At 65.4% G+C, this 21,615-nt stretch carries 17 protein-coding genes and 1 pseudogene; 5 read left to right on the forward strand and 13 right to left on the reverse strand.

Features of this window, described 5'->3' with window-relative positions; all coding sequences use genetic code 11:
- The 6 genes from U9979_RS16445 to U9979_RS16470 all read right to left on the reverse strand — a co-directional run.
- On the reverse strand, positions 1-1,227 hold a 1,227-nt coding region (locus U9979_RS16445; RefSeq protein WP_322780079.1), incomplete at its 3' end, for a glycosyltransferase family 2 protein.
- A gap of 69 nt (positions 1,228-1,296) precedes the next feature.
- A complete protein-coding gene (locus U9979_RS16450; protein ID WP_322750743.1) occupies positions 1,297-2,766 on the reverse strand; it encodes an ArnT family glycosyltransferase in 1,470 nt (489 codons plus the stop codon).
- A gap of 95 nt (positions 2,767-2,861) precedes the next feature.
- Complete coding sequence (locus U9979_RS16455) at positions 2,862-4,145, reverse strand: glycosyltransferase family 2 protein (protein WP_322750744.1); 1,284 nt, start codon at positions 4,143-4,145, stop codon at positions 2,862-2,864.
- A 266-nt stretch (positions 4,146-4,411) separates the two neighbouring features.
- Positions 4,412-4,939 (reverse strand): SCO family protein, encoded by a 528-nt coding sequence (locus tag U9979_RS16460; RefSeq protein ID WP_322780080.1) that lies wholly within the window; start codon positions 4,937-4,939, stop codon positions 4,412-4,414.
- A gap of 878 nt (positions 4,940-5,817) precedes the next feature.
- Positions 5,818-6,216, reverse strand: a complete 399-nt coding sequence (locus U9979_RS16465; RefSeq protein WP_322780081.1) for a type II toxin-antitoxin system VapC family toxin — start codon at positions 6,214-6,216, stop codon at positions 5,818-5,820.
- The gene (locus U9979_RS16470; RefSeq protein ID WP_322750747.1) at positions 6,201-6,458 is read right to left on the reverse strand and encodes a type II toxin-antitoxin system prevent-host-death family antitoxin; all 258 of its coding nucleotides are present in this window, start codon (positions 6,456-6,458) and stop codon (positions 6,201-6,203) included. Before U9979_RS16470 ends, U9979_RS16465 begins: the two co-directional genes overlap by 16 nt.
- 145 nt (positions 6,459-6,603) lie before the next feature.
- On the opposite strand from U9979_RS16470, the gene U9979_RS16475 reads away from it, so the two are divergent.
- A complete protein-coding gene (locus U9979_RS16475; protein WP_322780082.1) occupies positions 6,604-7,065 on the forward strand; it encodes a polyketide cyclase in 462 nt (153 codons plus the stop codon).
- A gap of 194 nt (positions 7,066-7,259) precedes the next feature.
- Here the strand turns inward: U9979_RS16475 and U9979_RS16480 are convergent, their stop codons facing one another.
- The 5 genes from U9979_RS16480 to U9979_RS16500 all read right to left on the reverse strand — a co-directional run bounded on the left by U9979_RS16480 (position 7,260) and on the right by U9979_RS16500 (position 12,744).
- Positions 7,260-8,255, reverse strand: a complete 996-nt coding sequence (locus U9979_RS16480; protein WP_322780090.1) for a metal ABC transporter substrate-binding protein — start codon at positions 8,253-8,255, stop codon at positions 7,260-7,262.
- A 175-nt stretch (positions 8,256-8,430) separates the two neighbouring features.
- Positions 8,431-9,351 (reverse strand): SPFH domain-containing protein, encoded by a 921-nt coding sequence (locus tag U9979_RS16485; protein WP_322750749.1) that lies wholly within the window; start codon positions 9,349-9,351, stop codon positions 8,431-8,433.
- 69 nt (positions 9,352-9,420) lie between these two features.
- The gene (locus tag U9979_RS16490; RefSeq protein WP_322750750.1) at positions 9,421-9,861 is read right to left on the reverse strand and encodes an NfeD family protein; all 441 of its coding nucleotides are present in this window, start codon (positions 9,859-9,861) and stop codon (positions 9,421-9,423) included.
- 119 nt (positions 9,862-9,980) lie between these two features.
- Positions 9,981-11,198, reverse strand: a complete 1,218-nt coding sequence (locus U9979_RS16495; protein WP_322780083.1) for an ABC transporter substrate-binding protein — start codon at positions 11,196-11,198, stop codon at positions 9,981-9,983.
- Positions 11,199-11,541: 343 nt separating this feature from the next.
- On the reverse strand, positions 11,542-12,744 hold the full coding sequence (locus tag U9979_RS16500; protein ID WP_322780084.1) for an amidohydrolase family protein: 1,203 nt from the start codon (positions 12,742-12,744) through the stop codon (positions 11,542-11,544).
- A 127-nt stretch (positions 12,745-12,871) separates the two neighbouring features.
- On the opposite strand from U9979_RS16500, the gene U9979_RS16505 reads away from it, so the two are divergent.
- The 3 genes and pseudogenes from U9979_RS16505 to U9979_RS16515 all read left to right on the forward strand — a co-directional run bounded on the left by U9979_RS16505 (position 12,872) and on the right by U9979_RS16515 (position 15,296).
- Positions 12,872-13,822, forward strand: a complete 951-nt coding sequence (locus tag U9979_RS16505) for a TetR family transcriptional regulator (RefSeq protein ID WP_416220240.1) — start codon at positions 12,872-12,874, stop codon at positions 13,820-13,822.
- A pseudogene (locus tag U9979_RS16510) lies at positions 13,816-13,953 on the forward strand (aldehyde dehydrogenase family protein); the annotation flags it as partial. The gene U9979_RS16505 and the pseudogene U9979_RS16510, both read left to right, overlap by 7 nt.
- A gap of 179 nt (positions 13,954-14,132) precedes the next feature.
- Positions 14,133-15,296 (forward strand): Rieske 2Fe-2S domain-containing protein, encoded by a 1,164-nt coding sequence (locus U9979_RS16515; protein WP_322780086.1) that lies wholly within the window; start codon positions 14,133-14,135, stop codon positions 15,294-15,296.
- Positions 15,297-15,351: 55 nt separating this feature from the next.
- Here the strand turns inward: U9979_RS16515 and U9979_RS16520 are convergent, their stop codons facing one another.
- Positions 15,352-16,458: a phosphotransferase gene (locus tag U9979_RS16520; protein WP_322780087.1), complete on the reverse strand. Its 1,107-nt coding sequence runs from the start codon at positions 16,456-16,458 to the stop codon at positions 15,352-15,354.
- A gap of 215 nt (positions 16,459-16,673) precedes the next feature.
- On the opposite strand from U9979_RS16520, the gene U9979_RS16525 reads away from it, so the two are divergent.
- Positions 16,674-21,014 (forward strand): FtsK/SpoIIIE domain-containing protein, encoded by a 4,341-nt coding sequence (locus U9979_RS16525; RefSeq protein WP_322780088.1) that lies wholly within the window; start codon positions 16,674-16,676, stop codon positions 21,012-21,014.
- Positions 21,015-21,381: 367 nt separating this feature from the next.
- Here the strand turns inward: U9979_RS16525 and U9979_RS16530 are convergent, their stop codons facing one another.
- Positions 21,382-21,555 carry a hypothetical protein gene (locus U9979_RS16530; protein ID WP_322780089.1) on the reverse strand — a complete coding sequence of 58 codons (174 nt, stop codon included), beginning with the start codon at positions 21,553-21,555 and terminating at the stop codon, positions 21,382-21,384.
- Positions 21,556-21,615: the final 60 nt, after the last annotated feature.

The following is a 21,615-nucleotide window of genomic DNA, read 5'->3' on the forward strand; positions in this document are numbered from 1 at the left end:
GTCAATGAGTAGGAACCGCAGCGCGAACGCGACGACCAGGGTCAGGAGAGTTCCGGTGCCGGCACCGAGCCCCCACTTCTCCACAAAGAAGGCGAGCAGCGGCAACCGGAAGACCAGATCGCAGCTGTTGAGCAACATGAATGGGGCCATCCGGCGCCGCCAGGAGCCTTTCCGATCATGCCAGACAAGCAACTCGCAGCCAATAAAATTCCACACGTTTGCGATTTGCGTGGCCACGACGGCGGCAATGATGTAGTGCAACCCGGCGGCGGCGAGAATCGCGGTGGTGAGAATGTTCGGTACCAGACCCGTGGCTCCGACCAGCGCAAAGCGCGCCGCTCGCGGGACCCTGAGCCAGAACAGATGCCGGATAAAACGCAGCCCCTCGAATACAGAGGCGTTGGACTCACCCGCATGCCGTTCCGCAAAGGAGTACGGAACTTCCGCCACGGTGACCTTGTCCGTACGAACGAGAAGCTCAAGCAGTATCTTGTAACCGCTGGGCTGAAGCTGGTCGAGGCGGAGCGCGTCGACCCGGACCAGAAAGAATCCGCTCATCACGTCGGTTACGCCCCGCAACCGACGGGGAAAGGCCAGCCGGGAAACGAGGTTGGCACCGGATGACACGAACCTACGCACACCGCTGGCCAGCCCCGCCGCGTCCCCGTCCCCGCGGTACCGGCTGGCGATGACCATGTCCGCCTGCTTGACAACCGCGGCGTCATACAACGTCTGCAGTGCCTCCGGCGGATGCTGGAGATCACCGTCCATCACGACCGCATAAGGAGAACGCGACAGGCGGAATCCGTCAACGACGGCACCACCGAGCCCTCCCCAGCGCAGGTCGGGTGAACGGTGGTACAGCCGCACCGTCACGTTGAAACCCTGCCTGACCGCCTCGATTGTCTGTGGGGTGCGGTCGGTGGAGTCGTCCACGAAGAGAACTTCGGCGTCCATACCCTCGAGCGCCGCGTCGACCCGGTTCAGGAGCGCGACGACGTTGGCGGCTTCGTTTCTCGTCGGCACGATCACCGTCAACTGTGGCCGTACTTCGGATTCCACCGCCGAACGTGGCCCGGCAGGTCCAGCAAGCACAGACTGCTGCGCAACCGGACCAGGCTCCAGCTCCCGCCGCGCGGCTGGAACGGCGCCGGCAACGATTCCAGCCGCCGGGACCAACGATTTCATTCTCCGGCTCACGCTACCCCCAGTTCCGGTTGTTCTCATACCGAGCTGGAAGGCATATTTCGACTACCCACCATCCGTTCGGCGCCACTGTCCGGTTACGCTGCCAAGTCATTTGAGCACCTTTCGGATCTCAACAGCGGTCGGGCCGGTACCGAAACGCGCGACTACCTGCGAGTGTTCGACCGCAGTGGCCATAATCGTCAGCCCGAGTGTAGAGATGTCCTGCCGCATGAATGGCGTGAGGACGACGTAGTCCAGGTCCTGCCAGCCTCCCGGTAGCTCGTCCTTTGCCGCAGTATCAAGATCTATTTTGTAATACCAGATCGTGCGCCAAGGCGAGGAGAAACCTGCGTGGTAGACGTCCTGCCACATCGTGTTATCCACGACTATCCGGCTGTCCCTTGGAATTGTGGGGCTCCGCAGATAGGCCACCGCGGCGGCATGCTCAACATTGTTGGACGCGGTGAAGGCTCGGGAGATCCCCGGCTGCCAGGCGAGTCCGAGCACCAGAATGCCAGCGGTCAGCGCCACGACCAGGCCGCCCTCACCGAACCACCGCACGGGCCTGGCGAAACGGTGGGCGAGCGACCAGGCCTGGTCGGCCATCCCGCCCACGCACAGTGCAAGAAAGGGCAACGCCACGATGATGAACATCTGTGGCAGATAACCCTTTCGCAACAGGGTGAACCCCAGCAGCACCACCACCAGCCCGATCGGCCGCAGCCGGCGGACGAGGAGCGCGAGGACGGCGGCGAGCGCGCCCAGAATGAGCAACCACTTGTCGAGGTGCAGCCAGCCGGACACCGTGGCGTGGGCTGACGCGGACGGATCGAACACCGAGCCCGAACCCGCCCGATCCATGAACTGGAAACTCATCGCGGCCTGCAGCGACACATGGATCGGGCCGGCGAACAGCTCACCTTTGAGGATGGCCATCAGCGGATAGACCAGACAGATGAGAATAAAACCCAACCAGAATCCCACGGAGGCGAAGGCCCTGGTCTTCTCAAAACTGGACTGCCAGCCTGCGAGCGCCACGGCCGGCAGAAGTATCGCGGTGGTCTCCTTGGTCAGCACAGTACCTGCCAGCAGGACCCCGGCCAGCACGTAGTGCCAGAGATGCCGGCGGGGAGTGCTGGCGAAGTAGAAGGCCGCGATGAGCCACGGAATCGCGAGGTTGTCCAGATAGACCTGGCGGAGGAATGTCACGGAGATTGGCGAGCAGATAAACAGGAGCACAGCAAGGACGGCGAAGGGCCGACGTATCCGCAGCCGACGCGCCAGCAGGTAGAGCAGCACGACGGCCACGTCTGCATAGAGAACCATAATGGCACGCCCGGCCGCAACGGTCAGCGGACCCCCATGGAAAATTGGGATCCAGGACAATGCGGCCAGTTGTATCCAGCCGAACGGCGGGTGGTCATACCAGTAGGTGTACGGTGACAGCGAGCCGTGTGCCCGCACCCATTCAGCCTGCGAGAGGTACGTTCCCTCGTCGTCCTGGACGGTCGGGTAACCGTGGAGGTTGACGAGTAGGGCGATAGTCATGATCGTGATGAGCGCGGCGATGATGGTCATGTCCGACCAACTCCACCGGGGCCGGATCGCCGCTGCCACAGGTGTTCGGACGGCGGTCACGACCGGTTGTGGTAATACTGCGGTCGTGGACACGTTCAGATCCTCCTGACTGCGTCGTCGGCGATTGCGGGTGTGCTCAGGTGGGCGCCGACGTGAGCTGTCTTCTCCCACTCGAAGTTTCCGGCGAAGAAACGGAAGGCCGATCGGACGGCCGCCCACGAGAGAACCAACTGGTAGGCAGGCGTGAAGAACACGAGGCGGGCGTAGTCACGTATCCGGATGCGAAAGTCGTAGTCCTGCCCGAACGCCCGGAGAGCGACGACCTCGAACCCGAGCATGCCAACCGTCGGGAGGGTCGGTAGAAACGATATCAGTGTAATGACCATGGAGAAGTCGCCGATGACGGCAGTCAGCAGAGCCACCGGGAGCACCAGCCCCGAGAACGCCTGGCTCATGGGCTGCAGGAGGGTGAATCGGGCCAGGTTTCGCGCCCGGCGCGTCGGCAGCCTTCGCCAGTCACCCTTGTAGAGCACCTGGATGAAGCCGAGATTCCAGCGGGTCCGTTGCTTCACCAGGGCGTATATCGAGTCTGGCGTCTCCTCCCGGGTGACCAGACGGGGGTCGAAGGCAACACTGATCTTGCGGCCGAGTGCGGACAGGCGAACGCCGAGGTCGCAGTCCTCAGCGAGGCAGTCGCCGTCCCATCCGTTTACTTCGTTGAGGAGTGCCCTACGGACGAAGACGGTATTTCCACCGAGCGGGATGAACTGCTTCTGGGCATGCATGTGCAGCCGCGAGCGAAACCAGAAGTAGTACTCCAGGCAGTTGCGGAGCGAGTACCAGCTGGATTGAAAATTGATGAGTTGGACCGCGCCCTGAACGACATCGGCATCATTCGCCTGGAAGACTTCATCAACATGGACGAGCAGTTCGGCGGCCGCCAGGGACTCCGCGTCGAAGACTCCTACAATGTCTCCGGTACAGTCGGCCAGGGCGGTGTTCAGCTGGCGTGGTTTGTTCTTGACCTCCGAGTCGTTGATTGAGATCTTCAGGCCCGGATAGGTACCTGCGATCTTCTGGGCCACCGCCACGGTCGAGGGATCATCGTGGCCGACGGCCAGAACGATCTCTACTCGTGGGTGTGTCTGATCAACGAGACGAGCGATTGTCGCTCGAAGGACCGACTCGTTCTCGTGGCGGGCGGGAACGATGATCGAAAAACTGTGGGCGGGTTCGCGGATGGCCGGCAGGTAGAAGGTTTGCTGGTAGGTCTCGGGCGTGCGCCACGCGTAGAGCATCCACCACAGATTGGCGCCGGACGTCGCGAACAGCGTGAGAGCGATGACAACGATTGCTGCCGAGACAAGGGCAGACAGCAAGATCGTTCCTTTCACATTACGGGCATCAACTACAACCCGTGATCGGGTGGTGAGCTACCGGACTTCGTGGTGGATGGTTCGACTGCGAGGTGTTAGCAGATAGAAGATCCCGGACCAGTTCCCAGTTCAGGCCGGCCCGCGGCGACTTCCGCCACGGGTGTGTTCACAGGCCACTTGTGCAAGCGTTCCTCGTGCTTCGGAGCTCCTCCGCAACAGACCACACGTACATGTTCGGCGAACGTGAGGTATGTACGAGGGGACGCCGACTACATTCGGTTTTCAAGCAGAAGGGGAATATCATGTGAATAGTTGGCGACGGTTGCGTTCGCGAGATATCCCACACGTGCTGTACCGTCCGGACTGAAGGCGGTCACCTGAGACACGTGCTCCACCGTCCAGCTCCCGTCAGGTGCCTGCTCAGGGCGGATGGTCGGGAGCCCGAGAGCAGTGGCGTAGCCTGCGATGTCCGTCCAATTCCCGGTGAGACCGATGAAGGAGGCATCGAACTGGTTGAGCCATTGGCGGATGATCTGAGGTGAGTCACGGTCAGGATCTGTCGTGACGAAGACCAAAGTGGTCCTTGCTCGAACGGCCGGAGTCTGTTGGTTGAGAGCCGCGGCGATATCGGCTACCGTTGTCGGACAGACGTCCGGACAGTGGGTGTAGCCGAAGAACACGAACGTCAGCCTGCCCGCGGTTTCCGACCGCACATCGAATGGAGATCCGTTCGTGTCGGTGAGGTGGGTGGTCGGCGCGACGACCGCAGGAGTCAGCGGACGGCCCGCGAGGGACACGGTTGCGCGTGCCTGCTGCCCGGCTGCAGCTGTTGATCCAGATGATGACCCGCATGCCGAAGTAGCCAGAACCATTGCAGCGCCGGCGATCGCCACGTTCACGTGACGCATGGATACGCGGTCGCGCCGCCACGAGCCGACCTTGTCGCCGTGTAGCCAACCCCCAAGAACGGCCACTTCCAGGTCATCCCCCCACGCGCTCCCCACTCCATCGGTCGACGAATCGGCTCCTGGTTACGTACTGTCGATCGATGTAGTACGTTCTGCAAATGCGTTCCACGTGACCTACCGGAGTCCGGCCCCCACCGGTCGCCGAAAGATCTTCACGCCAAACCCAAGTTGAATGGTGCATGTCGTGACGTCCCCCCGGAAAAAGCGGTCCGCGGCCGATGCTAGCAGGAGCCACGGCCTTTGTCTCTGGACAGCTAAATCAACGCATCCACTGCCGCTCGACCCGGGCGACGCCGTTTGAGCGGCAAAGAAACAGCGTTTCGCGTGCCACCCAGGTCGACCCGCAGTCGCGTTCGACGGTTCTTGCCAGCGGATTCTGCCGGATCATGACCACATCCGAGGAAGATCCTGCGTGGCCACGCGGTAGACATTCACCAGGATGTAGCCAGGTGATTGCAGTAAATCGCCGTGTTGATGAATTAGTGGCTGACGATCGAGATTCTCATGTGGAAGTTACCGACTGCAGGACGGATTGATGACCAAGGGTAATGAGTGATGGGCTCGAGCCTGGCACGCCTACGGCCGCATCGAACATCGATTTATCATTACTCTGGGAGTATATTCGATTACCTTTAGCCACCCACTACACCTTTGCCACGCTCGTTGAGACCTCGGTCACTTCGCTCCGGCCGCGAAGCGATGGACGCCTACGGTTCCAGTGCGAGAACATCTGGAAGATCAGCAAAGCGTGCCTTGGAATCATGACTGATAATGATCCGTCCAGTCTCGGCCGCATGGGCCGCGATGATCAGATCGTGGGCGCCGCGATGGCGTCCGATCCGCCGCGAGGCCGCAATGAGGCGCGCATGATAAACGGCCGTGCTCTCTGTGTAGTCGAGTACGTCCAGCACGGACGTCATGGCGGACAACGATCGTGAACGATCGGCGGCTCTGACTGCGGTGTCGGCGAGCTCGATCCCGACGCGGTATTCAGCGATCGACACGGCCGCGACTGCGAGTTCGTCATCGTCCAGGGCGGACCGATCAATAGCTCCTCGTTCGTAGGCAATCAGGATGTTGGTGTCGAGGATCAGGCGGCGGCCCATGGGTCACCCTCGTCCGCCCTCAGGTAACCGACCGCCGCCGCGACGCTCTGCTCGAAGGCGTCGTCCGGCGGCCTGATGCCGACGAGCGCAGCTCGAAGATCAGCGCCAGTCTTTCGACGCGCCGGCCCAATCTCCGCAACAGGATGATTACCACGTGTAATAATGATGGTTTCACCGGCCTCGATCGCGTCAAGCAGGTCCGAGAACCTCCGAGACGCCTCGGTCGCCGTGATGGTTCGCATGGTCTCCATGCTATCTGAAAATCAGATGCTTCTGTCGCCCCGTACGCGCCGGGCGGTCTCGTCGAGCCGCCGGAGGCACCTGTGGGCTGCGCCGAGGCGATTGCGCCCTCGCCGGAGCCCACCCGGGCGTGTCAAGATAGGCGATATGGCGACAGAGCGGTTCGAAGTGCAGCGGGAGATCGTGGCGGCGGCAGCGAAGATCTTCGCACTGCTGTGCGACCCCAACGGGCATGTGGCAATCGACAGCTCCGGGATGCTCCAGTCCGCGGACGGCGACCATGTGCGGCAGGTGGGCGACGAGTTCGTCGTGCACATGGATCGAGAGTCGCTCAATGACTACCCGATAGGCAAGTACGACGTCACGGTGATCATCACCCGGTTCGAGCAGGACGCCCTCATCGAGTGGACCGTCTCCGGGGTAGTTGAGCCTCCGATCAGACACCTCTATGGGTATCGGCTCGAGGCCGGCGCGACCGGGACCCTGGTGACGTCATACTACGATTGGAGCCAGATCGGGGAGCAGTACCGCGACACGGGCATCCTCCCAGTCATCCCCGAAGCCGCCCTGCGCGCGACCCTCGGCATCCTTGCGAGGACCGTGAAGTAGAGATGTCTCGGCCTTTGCGGCGGGTTTCGAGCGCCCCGCCCAGCCAGGGTGACGACGAGTTGTCAGGCGGTGGGCTGGCGCGTCGCCTGCGGGTCGAACGCCCGCACCAGCAGCTCCTCACGCAACGCCAGCAGCACCACCGACGCCCCCACGACAGCCACTGCGGTCTGGATGAGCTGCGTGGATCTGTGCCCTCACATCAGCGCCCCGACGATCGTTTTAGTGTTGTGCTCTTCCATCTGCAGGTACGTCGCGCCGGCCGAGCCCTGCGGGCCGAGCGTGTCACCGTAGAGGGCATCCTCCCCCGCCACTACCTTCACGCGGGCTTCCCGGCCGATCATCTCGGCCGTGTTCGGCGGCAGCGACGACTCAGAGAAGATCGCTTTGGCGCCGGTCTTCTTGATCTCGCTGACGAGATTGTCGACATCCCGGCCGGACAGTTCCGCTGACGTGTCGAAACCTGGAATGATCGACCCGACAAAAGTCAGCTGATACCGGTCGACGTAATAGCCGAAGGCGTCGTGGTTGGTCACGAGTTTGCGGTTTGCGGGAGGCAACGAGTTGATCTGCCGTGCGATGTCCGCGTCGAGTGCGTCGAGTTTGATGGTGTATGCGGCCAGGTTCTCCTCATAGGTGTCCGCCCCGGAAGGATCCCTGGCGGTGAACCCAGCCTGAATGTTGGCAGCCATGATCTTGACGTTCAGCGGATTGTGCCAGATGTGAGGATCAAGTCCGCTAAAGCCTTCGTCTACGCCGTTGTCACCACGAATCTTCACGCCCGCGCTGGCCTCCACCCGGGTGCCCTTGAAATTCGCGGACGAAATCGCGCTGTCGAGCCACTTCTCCAGACCCACACCGTTGGCCACGAGAACGTTCGCCTCGCCGATCGCCTTGACATCCGCCGGCGACGGTTCGTAGTCGTGTGGGTCGACACTGGGCTTGAGGATCTGGGTCACCTGCACCCGGTCGCCACCGATGACGCGAGCGAAATCGGCGACCTGGGTGGTGGTCGCAACCACCTTGAGCTTTCCGGCCGCCGTGGCCGTCGGCGTCGCGGTCGCCGGCCCGGCACCGCCACCGCCACCGCCACCGCCCGGACCACAGGTGGCGAGCAGCGCAACACCGACTGCGAGGCCGAGCACACCGGAGGCGAGACGAGCCCGTGTCACACGCAAGGGAAACTTCAACATGAAGGCGACGATAGCCGTAATGGAAACGGTTCCCGACAGGGAAACGGTCGCGCCAGGGGAAACAGTGCGATCACGAGCAAAGACGGTGCTAGCCGCCATGCCCACCACGGCCAAGCACAACCCGGCCGGCGTTGCTTCCGCTTGAGATGACGGCTACGACCAGTCAGGCGCTGCTCTAAGCACCGTCTTCCACCTCGGACTTGCCAGTACCGTCGGACTGGCTGGGGCTGTCGACCAACCCGCTGAACGCGCCGAGCCCCCCGAACGCCCTCGTCAGGTCGCTGGGAATGATCCAGACCTTGTTCGCGTCACCCGCCGCCAGGCGCGGCAGGGTCTGCAGGTACTGATAAGCAAGGAGCTTGCGGTCCGCGTTGCCCTCATGGATCGCCTGGAACACCGTGGCAATGGCCTGGGCCTCACCCTGGGCAGAAAGAATCTTCGCTTCCCGCTCGCCCTGGGCTCGCAGGATCGCAGCCTGTTTTGCACCCTCGGCCCGCAGAATCTCGCTCTGCTTGACGCCCTCGGCAGACAGAATTGCCGCCCGTCGGTCCCGCTCGGCACGCATCTGCTTTTCCATCGAGTCCTGGATCGACGGTGGCGGCTCAATTGCCTTGATTTCCACCCGGTTCACCCGGATGCCCCACTTACCTGTCGCCTCGTCGAGGACACCCCGCAATCGGGTGTTGATCTCATCGCGGGACGTCAGCGTCTGCTCCAGGTTAAGGCTGCCAATCACGTTACGCAATGTGGTGACCGTGAGCTGCTCGATCGCGCGGATCACATCAGCGATCTCGTAGGTGGCCGCCCGCGGGTCGGTGACCTGGAAAAAGATGACGGTGTCAATGCTGACGACAAGGTTATCCTCGGTGATTACCGGTTGCGGCGGAAACGTTACCACCTGTTCTCGCAGGTCAACGCGTTCCCTGATCCGGTCCACCGCGGGGATGACGATGGCGAGGCCTGGGCCGAGGGTCCGGTGGTAGCGGCCAAGGCGCTCGACCACGACCGCGCGGGCCTGCGGTACCACCCGGACGGCTCGGGCGAGGAACACGACCAGTACGATCACGACCACAGCGGCCACGATCAGCCCGGCCATCAGAACGGCCCCGCTGTCATGCCTGAGTACCTCACGGCATCCTCATCGCATCAGCGCCTCCGGTCGTCACTACGTCCACAATTCGGCGGGGTGGACGACTGCGGTCGCGCCGTCGATGCGCAGCACGCGGACGCTGGTGCCCGGTTCGAGTGTCTGGCCGGCCATCGTCACGCGTGCCGACCACACCTCACCGCCGATCTTGACCCGACCGTCAGCGCCGTCGACGGACTCCAGAACGACGCCGACCTTACCGATCAGCGCATCTATACCCGTCGCGACAGCGGGCGACTGGGTCAGGTGGCGGCGCGCGACGGGCCGCAGCCCGAGCAGCAGCGCGACGGAGGTAGCGGCGAACGCTGCGAGCTGGGCGAGAGGACCGCCCCCGACGCCCGCCACGATCGCTGCGACGAGCGCCGCGATCGCCGTCATCCCGAGGATCAGGGCCAGCGTCAGCATCTCACCGACCCCGAGGACTCCGGCGATCACCAACCACCAGAGCCACGCTGACATGCCATCATCGTAGGCACTGTGGGACCTGCTGTGAACACGAAAACGTCGCGACGGAGGTCCGGTCTCACCGGGTACGTCGAACCGACCGGGCCACTGTGCGTGGCCCGGCCAGCGACGTGTCAGGACGGGTTGAGAACGTTGACCGTCTTGCCGTCGAAGAGGGGGACGCGCTTGCCGTCCTTGACCTCCGAGAACTGCACATCGGTCGAGAAGATCCGGTTGTCCGGCGAAATGAGCGGAACAGGCTTCGCAAAGTTGACCTTGGCGAGCGGCGGGTAGTCGATATCACCAGCCGCATTGAGTGCCTGAGCCAGGTTCTCGCCGTCGATCGTGGTCAGCTTGGCGGCGAGCTCGGCCACCAGGTGGGTGGCCCCCCATATGACCAGACCCTCGTCGGTCAGCTCCTTCTCGGCCGTACCGTAGGCGACGGACTCGTCATGGAACTTCTTCACCGCGGCGACGGTGGTATCGGTCACCGCCGGGTTCTGGGCGACGAGGACCATGCCGGTGGCAGCCGCGCCCAGTCGGTCGATTCGCTGCTGGCTGACCTGTCCCGATCCATAGGCCACGGTCGCGTTGTTGCCGGCCTGACGCATCGCCTGCGTCAGTCGCTCAAAGGAGGCACCACCGAGCACGGCCTCGACGCAGTCGGCGCTACTGATGTTGGCTGCGTAGGTCGTGAAGTCGGTGGCGGTCGGCGGGATGAAGACGCTCTTGGGAGCCGGCAGGTTGTACGGCTTGAGACCGACGTCGAACAGCGAGGCCGAGTTGCGGCCGGCCGCGATGTCGACAACAGCGACCCCCGGGGTCTTCTTACCGAGCTTGCCGCAGGCGGTTCCACCACCGGCAACCTCGATGACACCGGAGAGGAACGGGTACGAGTACGGGCTCTTCAGCTCGCTTGCGCTGTTCGGGGTCGCACCGACTACCGGGATCTTCGCCTTCTCCAGGATCGGCATGTAGCGATCACCGTTCGGGGAGACTCCGGTTGCGAACAGGTATTTTCCGCTGACCGCCTGGGTCGCGCAGTCGGCGGCCTTGTTCGGATCAAACTGATCGTCACAGATGGTGACTTCAAAGGGTCGCCCCTTGACGCCACCCGCCTTGTTGATCGCGGCCACAGCCGCCTTCGCCGCGGGCGGGATGTCGGTGAACGCCTCCGACGGCCCGGACAGCGGGACGATGACCATGACCTTGATCGGTTCGCCGGTCGGCTGATTGCCCGTGGCGGTAACGACCGCCTTGGGCGTGTCTCCGGTCGAGCTGCTCCCACATGCAACCAGCGTGAGTGCGAGCACACCCGCCAAGCCCATGGTCATTGATAACTTTGTGCGCACAGTATATCTCCCCTTGTAACAGAATTGATCAAAAACGCGAATGTGCGGCATCGGTTCACTCGCACCGTCACCGCCCGGACGCTTCCGGGCGACTTTCCGGTGCCGCAGCCAGCCGGTGCGGTTGCACGACATCTACGAGCTCCGGGCCCCCTCGCCCTCACAGCGACCTTAAGCGGACAATGATTGAGCCAAATGTGATGTCTCCGGGGGTGGCCGTCAAGCCCTGCGGCCCAACCAACGCTCCGCAGCCCTCTCGTAACACACCCTCGGCCCCACATCGCGCGAATGCAGGGATACGGGACCGGGTATGGTGACCAGGGTGGCCGGTCAGGGAGGCGCGCCGCTATCCCGCAAGACTCGGCGGAAGCTCAAGCATCCGGATGGCGTTCGTTCGGACTATCCGCTCGACATCAGCGGCCGGGATGTCCTTCATCGCCTGCTCGGCATACGCGCGGGTGTTCGGCCAGGTGGTGTCCTGGTGCGGGTAGTCGCTTTCGAAGGTGATCTGGTCGACACCGATTGCATGGCGGCTGGCGAGCCCGAAGTCGTCCTCGAAAAAACAGCCGTACACCCGGCCGGCCACATAGCTGCTGGGCGGTTCGGTTATTTCCGGTGGCAGGCCGGAGGCCGCGTTACCCATGCGCCAGACCCGGTCGACGCGTTCGAACAGGTACGGCATCCATCCGATCTGACTTTCCGAGAACGCGACCTTCAAGGCGGGAAAACGCGCAAGGACACCGGACAACAGCCAGTCCGCCATCGCCATCTGCGAATTCACCGCGGTGATCGCGATCCGCACACTCGTCGGCGCGTCCGCCGAGGTGGTAAGAAACTGCGATGACGACCCGATGTGCATGCACACCACCGTCGCAGTCTCCTCGCACGCCCGCAGCAGCGGATCCCACGGCCGCCGGGCGTCGTGCAGACTGGGCAGGCCGAGCTTCGCCGGCAGCTCACTGAAAGCGACGGCACGCACACCTCGGGCGGCGTTGCGGCGCACCTCGGCCGCGGCGAACTCAATATCCCACAACGGAATCAGACAGAGCGGGATGAGCCTGCCGCCGCTGTCACCGCACCACTCCTCGACCATCCAGTTGTTGTAGGCGTGAACGCATGCCAACGCGAGTTCCTTGTCCTTCGCCTCGTAAAAGGTCTGACCGCAGAACCTGGGGAAGGTCGGAAAACACAATGACCGTTCGACGTGGTTGACATCCATGTCGGCCAGGCGCGCCCCGGGGTCGTAGAAACCCGGCCGCATCTGGTCGTATCCGACCGGCTCCTTACCGATCTCCGCCGGCTTCCGGCCCGCGGAAGCCATCCCCACGACCACGGCATACCGGAGGTCCTCGTACACCCACCAGTCGGTCTCCGGGCCGCTGGCAGCCATCCGGAACGGCCATCCGTCCGCCGGCACCATCTCGTACGGTGCGCGCACGACGCGCGGGCCGGCCTCCCGGTATCTGCCGGGCAGCCACTCGTGCCACAGGTGCGGCGGCTCAATCACGTGGTCGTCCACGGAAATGATCGGCGGAATTTCCGCTGTCATCGAACCTCCGCTGCGGTTTCATGGGTGGCCGCTTGGTGACCGACCGCTTCGTTACCGGCACCGCCGGCCCCGGTAGCGGACGGAGGGCTCACCCTGACACCCAGAACTAAAGCAGTTGTGCCAGAATATGAAAAGGGGCTGGGCTGAGTGGCCACGGGGACATGACAAGCGTCGGCGTCACACTGGATGGGTGAGTGGCCTGACAATCACCGGCAACCCCGGCCGCAACGAGCGACGCCGTAGTTACGATCGTAGCAGGACCACCCGTGACGCCCTGATCGCGACGGCTGAACGCCTGTTCGCGGAACGGGGTCTCGACGCGGTTTCGCTGCGCGAGATCGCCGCTGCCGCGGGTAGTCACAATACCGGAGCGGCCCAGTATCACTTCGGCGACAAGGAGCGACTCCTCGAAGCGATCTTCGAACATCGCGCGACCGTACTCAACGCACGCAGATCGGTACTGCTCGCCCAGGCCACCAGCCAGGCCACCAGCCAGGCGACGATCCAAGCCACGGTCGAGGCCATCGTACGGCCGCTGGCGGAGCTGGTTGGTCACGGCCAGTACGTCAGTTTCCTGGCCCGGCTTCAGGCCGATCACGCACGTGATCATCGCATCCGCCGACCGGAGAGCGGCACGGACGCCACGTTCCGCCAGGCCCGGGACATCCTGCGGCAGGCTCTTCCCACCCTGCCGGAAGCTGTGTTCCGGCGCCGATTCAACCTTGCCATGCGGATGGCCATCGCCGCGCTTGCCGACTACGAACGCGTCCACGCCACCGAGGCGCAACCCGACGCGGCTGCACACTGCGCAACTGATCCCACCGGTCGCGACCCAGGTGGCCCGCCCTCGGGCGAAGAACTGCACGATCTGGTCACAGACCTATATGATCTGGTCACAGACCTGGCTGAGGCCATGTCCGGGATGCTGGCCGCCCCGTCCTCCCGCACAACCACCCGCACCGTTCGCTCCGGGAAAAGCCGTCCCCCCGCAGCGGGCACCCCCCGTGCTGATTGTCAGTCCGGCGAAGATGGGAAACCATGCTCCGCACCACCAGGGCAGCTACCGGACAGACCATGAACATCGGGATGAACTTCTACCCCGACACGCCGTTCGGGGGTTACGGGATCAGCGGTGTCGGCCGCGAACACGGTCTCGGCAGCTTCCGGGAATACCTGCAAGCCAAGACAATCGCCAGCCCAGCGGTATAAAGTCAGCCAGGAAAGTCGTCCTACGCCACCCCGATCCCACGTCATACCGATCGGGGCCTCGGCCAGGATGACGTCACGGTGTTCGCGGGCGGGCGGGCGCCGGTGGTCACGTTCACGATCAGCGCCGACGGGCGCCTCGACGTGCTCATGTGCTCGGTGGACGTACCGGAGGAGGACCTGTGTCGGCACCGCGACGACGGCGCAAGGCATACGACCGACGGCTGTTGGCGAACCAGCCTGCGCACGAGGAACAGCTCACCGACTACCCGGTCGGCTGGTACTTCGCGCGTTTCGGCGAAGATCTAAAAGCCGGCCAGGTGGTTCCGGTCGAGTTCATGTCCCGCCAGTTCGCGCTCTTTCGAAACCGGACCGGGACAGTTGGCATGATCGACAGCCAGTGCTGTCACATGGGGGCCGACCTGGGTCGCTGCGGCTGGGTGAGCGGCGACCGGTTGGCCTGCGGCTACCACGCCTGGGAATTCGAGACCGATGGCCGCTGCGCGGCTATTCCACGGGTGCCGGCCGCCAGTATCCCACGCCGGGCCCGCCAGCACGCGGTACCCGTCATCGAACGGGCGGGAAACATCTACTTCTGGTACGGCCCGGAGCCCGTCCGGGAGTTCCTCGACGTCTCACACTTCGACTCCTCACAATTCCTCAATGTCAAGGGCGAGGTGTACATCGGACGCGGTGAGCCTCTGCCGATATCCGAGCACATCGTCGACTCCTACCATTTCCCGTACAGCCATCGGATCACCGCACCGGTGGAATACGCCGTCCTGGCGAACGAGGGAGACCGCTTCGAGTTCCAGCTCCGACCCGCGGGCGGGCAGCCGCAATCCAAGGTCCAACGGCTGTTCAACTCGCACGCGTTCGGTGAGATGGCCGCGCCCTGCATCGGCGTGTACCGGACGCAGCAGGATGCGACTATCGACCGGACGTCGCCCATGCTCACAGTTCTCACCGGGGGTACACCGGTACGCGAGGGTCTGTTCATCTTCACCTGGCGTATCGCCGTCCGCAAGATCGGCCCTGACCGTTACTTCGGCCCGCTCAACCGTGTTCTGGGCCGGCTCATGTTCTTCATCATCAAGTGGAACTACTACTCCGACATGGAAGTTCTCAGGTGGATGCGGGCCCCCGCCAAGCCCCTTTCAGTGAAACCGGACGGGGCGGCCATACGCGAGTACCGGGCCTTCTACCGCCGCCATATCCTACCCGGCTGGCGTTTCGGGGACCCGACGCCAGCGGGTGAGCCGACGCCGACGGGTGAGCCGACGCCAGCGCCCCGCAACGACCACGACGGGCAGCCCACCGCGGCCGACAGCCACGGCGGCCGGTAAGATCACCGGCCGCCGACATCGGCGGGGATTGACATCAGCGGAGCGAACGCTGCGGTCAGCTGACGGCCTTGAAGGACTCGAGGTCGATGGCAGCAGTGACACACCGCTGAAGGTTGGCACTGATCAGAGCCGGGCCGTGGTGGGTGGGCGGAGTCATCACCCAGCCCACAGCCACCCCCCAGACCATGTTCTGCCGGTAGAGCAGCCAGGCGTCATCGGCGCTGGGAGGCGTGACGCCGTGGCGGGCGAGTTCGTCGAGGTAACCGGCGATCAGGTCCCGCTCAAGGGTCCGCCGACGCTCAGAATCAAGGGCGGTCACGATCAGGTAGGCGACGTCGCTGGACCAGTTACCGGCCTTGCAGAACTGCCAGTCGAGCAGTCCGCCACCCGTCGGCAGCAGATAGGTGTTGGCGACGTGAGCGTCACCGTGCAGCAGGCATCTGTGTTCCTTCTCCATGAGGACCTGAAGCTTCCACAACGCCGCCCAGAGTTCGTCGTGTGATCGCCCGAGTCCGGCGACGATCTCGGCTTTCCAGTCGATCTTCAGCTGCTTGTCGAAGATCTTCCGACCGATGGTCCGGAAGAACTCCATGTTCTCGCCCGAGTCGGGTGTCTCCAGCCATGGGAAGACCTCGTGAAGATCAGAACTTGACCAGTAGGCGGCATGGACCTTGGCCAGCTCCGCAAGCAGCGCGGCAGCCTGTTCATGGGTCAGTGACCCCAGCGCATTGGGATATGTTGCATCCCGCAACGAGAGATCCTCGATGAGCACCACGAACTGCCCGGTCTCGTCGTCGAGATCGCCGAAGAACATCCGGGGTGCCTCCACGTCGAGCTGGGGGCGGACCTCCCGGTAGAAACCGATCTCCGTGCGGTACATGGCGGGAGCTGCGCGCGGCAGACCCGACTGATCCTCACCGACCAGCAGGGTCTTGAGGAACATCCGCGGTGGCAGCCCTGCATCGCATCCCGGCGCGTACCGCAATCCGAGCGTCAGACGATCCGCGGTTGATGCCTTCTCACCGGTAGCGGTGGCAACACCGACCCGCGTCGCGCCTATCAGGTCCACCCCGTCGACGACAACTGTTGGATGGGCCGGACGCAACAGGGTGGTCAGCATCGCGGGGGTGAGGTCTTCAGCCGACCTGGGTAGACTTGCCATGCTGGATTCTGGCACAGAAACCGTTGCAGACGACTGGCCTGACGAAGACATCCGTTCCTCACGGCGGCACCCGAGGGCAATCGCCGGTCCTCGACGAACCTGTACGTGCCCGGGCACACCTCAAGCGGTCGGCCTCCGATGATGTCCGAGACACTGTTCTTGGTGGTACCTGGCGGTGGCTACAGCACACGGACACACACAGAGCGAAGCAGAGGATGATCCTCAGACTGAGTGTGCACGACCCCGGCACCGGCGCGCGGTATGACGTCGAGATATCGGCCGATCCCGGGACCGGGGTCGGTTCCGTGCTCGACGCGCTGCCATTACCGGTCGGCGGTCGCCGTTGCTTCGTCGGCGGCCGACTGCTCGACCCCGCCGCGACCGTTGGCGACAGCCCGCTGGTGCACGGCACGACAATCAGTATCGGAGCGCCGGGTCCACAACCGCGCGCCGTTGTGCCCGGTGCCGTCGGCGCGCTGCGGGTGCTCGACGGCCACGACGCCGGCCTGGTCAGCTGGCTCGATCCGGGCGGCCACGTCATGGGACGCGATCCGCAGGCACGGGTCGTGCTCACCTGTGACGAAGTCTCCCGCAACCATGCGGCGCTCACGGTGTCGAGGGATGGCGCGGTCACCGTCGAGGACCTCCATTCCAGCAACGGCACCCTGGTCGACGACGCGTCCCTGGTCGGGCCGGCGCCCCTTGCGGCCGGGGCCGTTCTCGAGGCCGGTACCGACCGCATGGAGTGGGTGCCGCTGCCCCGTTCGCCGCTGCCGACGACTCGCAGCCACGACGGTCGCCTCGACTTCGACCGGGCCTTCGCCCCGACACCCGCCGTCGGACGTACCGAGGTGACGCTGCCGTCGGTCCCCACCCGCCAGACCGCCTCCCGCGGCGCCGTCTGGATCCCGGCGCTGCTGCCGGTCCTTATCGGTGGCGTCCTGTTCGTGGTCATGCGCAACCCCATCCTGCTGGTGACCTGCCTACTCGGCCCGGTCAGCGTCATCGGCAACCAGCTGGTGACCCGCAGACAGCGGGGCGCTGACGATCAACGCTTCGAGAAGGAGAAGGGTGCGGCGCTGCACACGATCACGACCGCAGTGGCCGCCGAGGAGAAGATCCGCCGCGCGCAGGCGCCCGACCGGCTCGACCTCACCCTTGCCGCGACCGGAGCCGACCGCCGGGTATGGCCGCGCAACGCGGACTCGCCGGACGGTCTGCGGTTGCGAGTGGGCACCGCGGACGAGCCCGCCTCGATCGACCTGCGCGGCGAGCGCTGGGCCGGTTTCACCGAGCCGACCCTGCGCGGCGTGCCGCTGACCGTCGACCTGCGCGCCGTGGGTGTGTTGGGCGTCACCGGTCCGGCCGGCCCCGCCGCTGACCTGGCCCGGTGGTTGCTGGTCCAGCTCGGCGTGCTCCGCAGCCCCGACGACCTGCGGATCGTCCTGATCACATCCGGGGATCGGGGCGACCTGGCGTGGGCGGCCTGGCTGCCGCACGTCGCCGCAGGTGAGGCGGGCCCGGTGCCCTGCTGGGTCGGCAACACCGAGCACACCCGGGCCAGCCGCATCGCCGAGCTCCGGGATCTGATCACCATCCGGTCCGCCGAACGCCGGGGCAGCGGGAACGTCGGTTTCGCCGAGGACGTCGTGGTCGTGCTCGACGGTGCACTCGCGTTGCGCAACCTGTCGGGTATGAAGGCGATCCTGCGGGACGGGCCGGAGGCGGGCGTGTACGTGATCGCCGTCGACCGGCACGGGATGAACGAGTGCCGCGCAGAATGTCAGGTCGACGACGCTCGTGCCGTCCGGCTGACCCACCGCCGCGGCGAGCAGGTCGCGGTCGGCCGCTGCGAGGGAATCGACCCCGCCGACGCCGAGCTGCTCGCTCGGGCCCTCGCAGCCCTGCGCGACCGGCTGTCACTGGGCAGTGCGGAATCAGCCATCCCCTACCCGGTGCGCTTCCTCGACCTCGTCGGCGTCGGCCTACCGTCCGCGGACGACGTGCTCGCCCTGTGGGCGGACCAGCCGGGGCCGACCACCCGGGTGCTCCTCGGCGCGGACGGGGACGGTCCGGTCACCGTCGACCTCGCCGGGCAGGGACCGCACACGATGCTCGGCGGCGCCACCGGCGCGGGCAAGAGCATCCTGCTCCAGACGCTCGTCACCTCGCTGCTACTGGCCAACACCCCCGACGAGCTGAACCTCGTCCTCGTCGACTTCAAGGGCGGCAGCGCGTTCCTCCCGTTCGAGCGCTGCCCGCACGTCGTCGGGCTCATCCGCTCCACCGGCGAGACACCAGCGGACGTCTTCGACCAGGCTGCCGCCGACCGGGTCCTCGCCTCGGTACGGGCGGAGGTGCGCCGCCGGGAGTCCCTGCTCGCCCGGTACGGCGGTGAGATCGACGAGTACTGGCGGGCCCGGCGCGATGCACCCGGGCTGCCCGCGCTCCCCCGCCTTGTTATGATCTTCGATGAGTTCGCCCGGGTACTGGAGACGTCCCCGGACTTCCTGCGGGCACTGGTCAACGTCGCGGCCAAAGGCCGGTCGCTGGGCATGCACCTGGTGCTGGCCACGCAGTCGCTGCAGGGCAAGCTGTCGGCCGAGCTGAAGAACAACATCGAACTGCGGATCACCCTCCGACAGAACGAGCCGGCCGACAGCGTCGAAGTCCTGGGCATACCGGATGCCGCGGCCATCCCCGGCCGGCTGCGTGGCCGCGGCATGATTCTCTGCACGAAGGACGAGACGCGGACGCCGCGCCTGTTCCAGTCCGGCTACCTGGGTGATCCGCCGCCCGTCGGTGGGGCGCGGCCCGCTCACATCCGGATCGTGGACTGGGTCGCGCTCGGCACCGCCCGGCCGGAGGATCGGGCGGACCACGGCGGCGCGGCCACCGACCAGACGTTGACCGTCCGCGCGATCGAGGCCGCCGCCAGCCGGCTGGGCCGCCCGGCGCCGTTGCGACCGCTGCTGCCGTCGCTGCCCGCGGACCTGACGCTCGACGACCTTACCGCCAGGGCCACCGTCGAACCCCCCGCGACGGCTATCCCGTACGGCCTGATCGACATCCCCGACGCCCAGGCCCAGCCGCCGGCCGTGCTCGACCTCGCCGGAAGGGACCGGCTGCTGGTGGCCGGTGGGCCGCAGCAGGGCCGCACGACGCTGGCCCGTACACTGATCACCAGTCTGGCGGCACGCTTTCGGCCGGACGAGGCGCAGGTGTACGTCATCGAGCACCAACCGGCGGGGCTGGCGGCCTACGCGGGGTTGCCGCACTGCGGCGCGGTGATCGCCGGCGACGAGCCCGACCGCATCCGCCGGTTCGTCACCTGGCTGCACCAGGAGGTCGCCCGGCGCCAGATAGGACGCTTGGGTGGCATCGGCCTCGGTGGCGGCTCCGCGGCCGGAGGGCTGCGGGATCCGTGGATCGTCGTTGTGGTCGACGGCTGGGAACGGTTCGAAAACCGCAGCGACCCGACATTCCTGGAGACGTCCCTGCTGACCACGCTACGCGAAACGATCGTAGCCGGGCCGCCGCTGGGCGTACACGTCGTGCCGCTGGGCGGCCAGGAGCTGTTCACCAGCAGAGTGGCGACGCTGTTCACCCACCGCCTGCTCCTGCCGTTCGGCAAGGAGGAGGTGCGCCGGGCACAACTGCCGTCAGGGGTGGCGAGCCCGCCGACCGTACCCGGCCGGGCCGTGGACGCCGCCACCGGGACGCACGTCCAGATCTGCCGCCCGGACATCGATCCCGACATGCTCGTCGGCCAGGTCACCGCCCGGCTTGCCACCACCGGACTGCCCGCCGCCGGACCAGCCCGCCTGCCACGGCCGTTCCCGCCGCTACCGACCCAGCTCAGGGTCGAGGACCTGCGGCTCCCCGACCCGCCCCCATCCGACGCCTGGCTGCCGCTCGGCGTGGGCGGCCCGGATGTCGACATCGTGGGCCTGGACTTCTTCGACGTCGGGCCGCACCTGCTACTGGTCTCCGGCCCCACGAGGTCCGGGCGGACGACCGCGGCGGCGACCGTCATTCGCGGGCTGCGGCGGATCGGCGTCGGCGTGCTGGTCCTCGCCCCACCACGCTCACCGCTGCCGACCCTTGTCGGGGATGACGACGACGGCGTCCGGATCGTGACCGGGACGACGGTGCAGGACACCGACCTACGGGCCACGGCCGAAGCCTTCGGCGACGGCCGGTACGCGGTGGTCGTCGACGACTGCGAACAGATCACCCTGATTCCGACCCAGGTCAACTTCGCCGACGGCCCGACGCTGCTTCAGGACATCGCGGGCCCCGGCTCGCTCGGCCGCCATGCGCTGGTGCTCTGCGGCGACGCGGCACCCATCCTCACCGGTCAGCGCCGCTCCCTCGCTCGGGTCGTCAGCGAGATCATGACCAGCGGTGCCCGGCTGCTGCTCACGCCCACCGTGCCGGTGACGGCACGCGAGCACGGCTTCAAACTGGAACCCGACCAGTTCTTCGCCGCTCCGGCCGGCCGCGGCCACCTGGCCACCGCCCGCACCACGGCCCTGGTGCAGCTGGCCCGGTAGCCGGTCCCCGGCACCACCGCCGTATCCCGCAGCAGGGTGGCATGGTCATGTCGGTCAAAAGGCTTCACCGTCTGCCATGTGATGCCGCCGGTAAACAGAATCCAAATAACAAAACCAGAATTCGTAGGTCGTTGAGGCCATCCTGATGACCAGAACCACCTACCGTTCGGCCGAATGTCGTCCGACAGTAGGTGAAATCGGTCGTTATGATGACTTTTTCTACCTACGATCCCGTTGTATCTGTGCGTTCCGCGGAACACAGAACCTGACCACCGCCGGCCGTTCAGCACTGTTCCGCAGCGCACTGCCTCCCAGGGAATCGGACCGCTCGAGCCAAAGATCGCCGATACCATCCAGGCCCATGGCCTTACGCCCGCCACGCCGTGATCAGATCATCCGGGCCGACCGTCCGGATCGGCAGGTCGGCGGCGACACCGTTGCGACTGGCGGCAAGCAGTTTGCCGGCCGGTGGGGCCAACACCTCGTAGCCGCCCGCATGCACGGCCTCAAAGTCGAATCTGACGAGTTCTTTGAGGACCAAAATTTCGACAGCTTGAAGTCATGGCAAGGCAATTGACTCCCGCCGAATCTCCATTCGCTA

This window comes from Protofrankia sp. Cas4, assembly GCF_963555915.1.
Classification (GTDB): Bacteria; Actinomycetota; Actinomycetes; order Frankiales; family Frankiaceae; genus Protofrankia.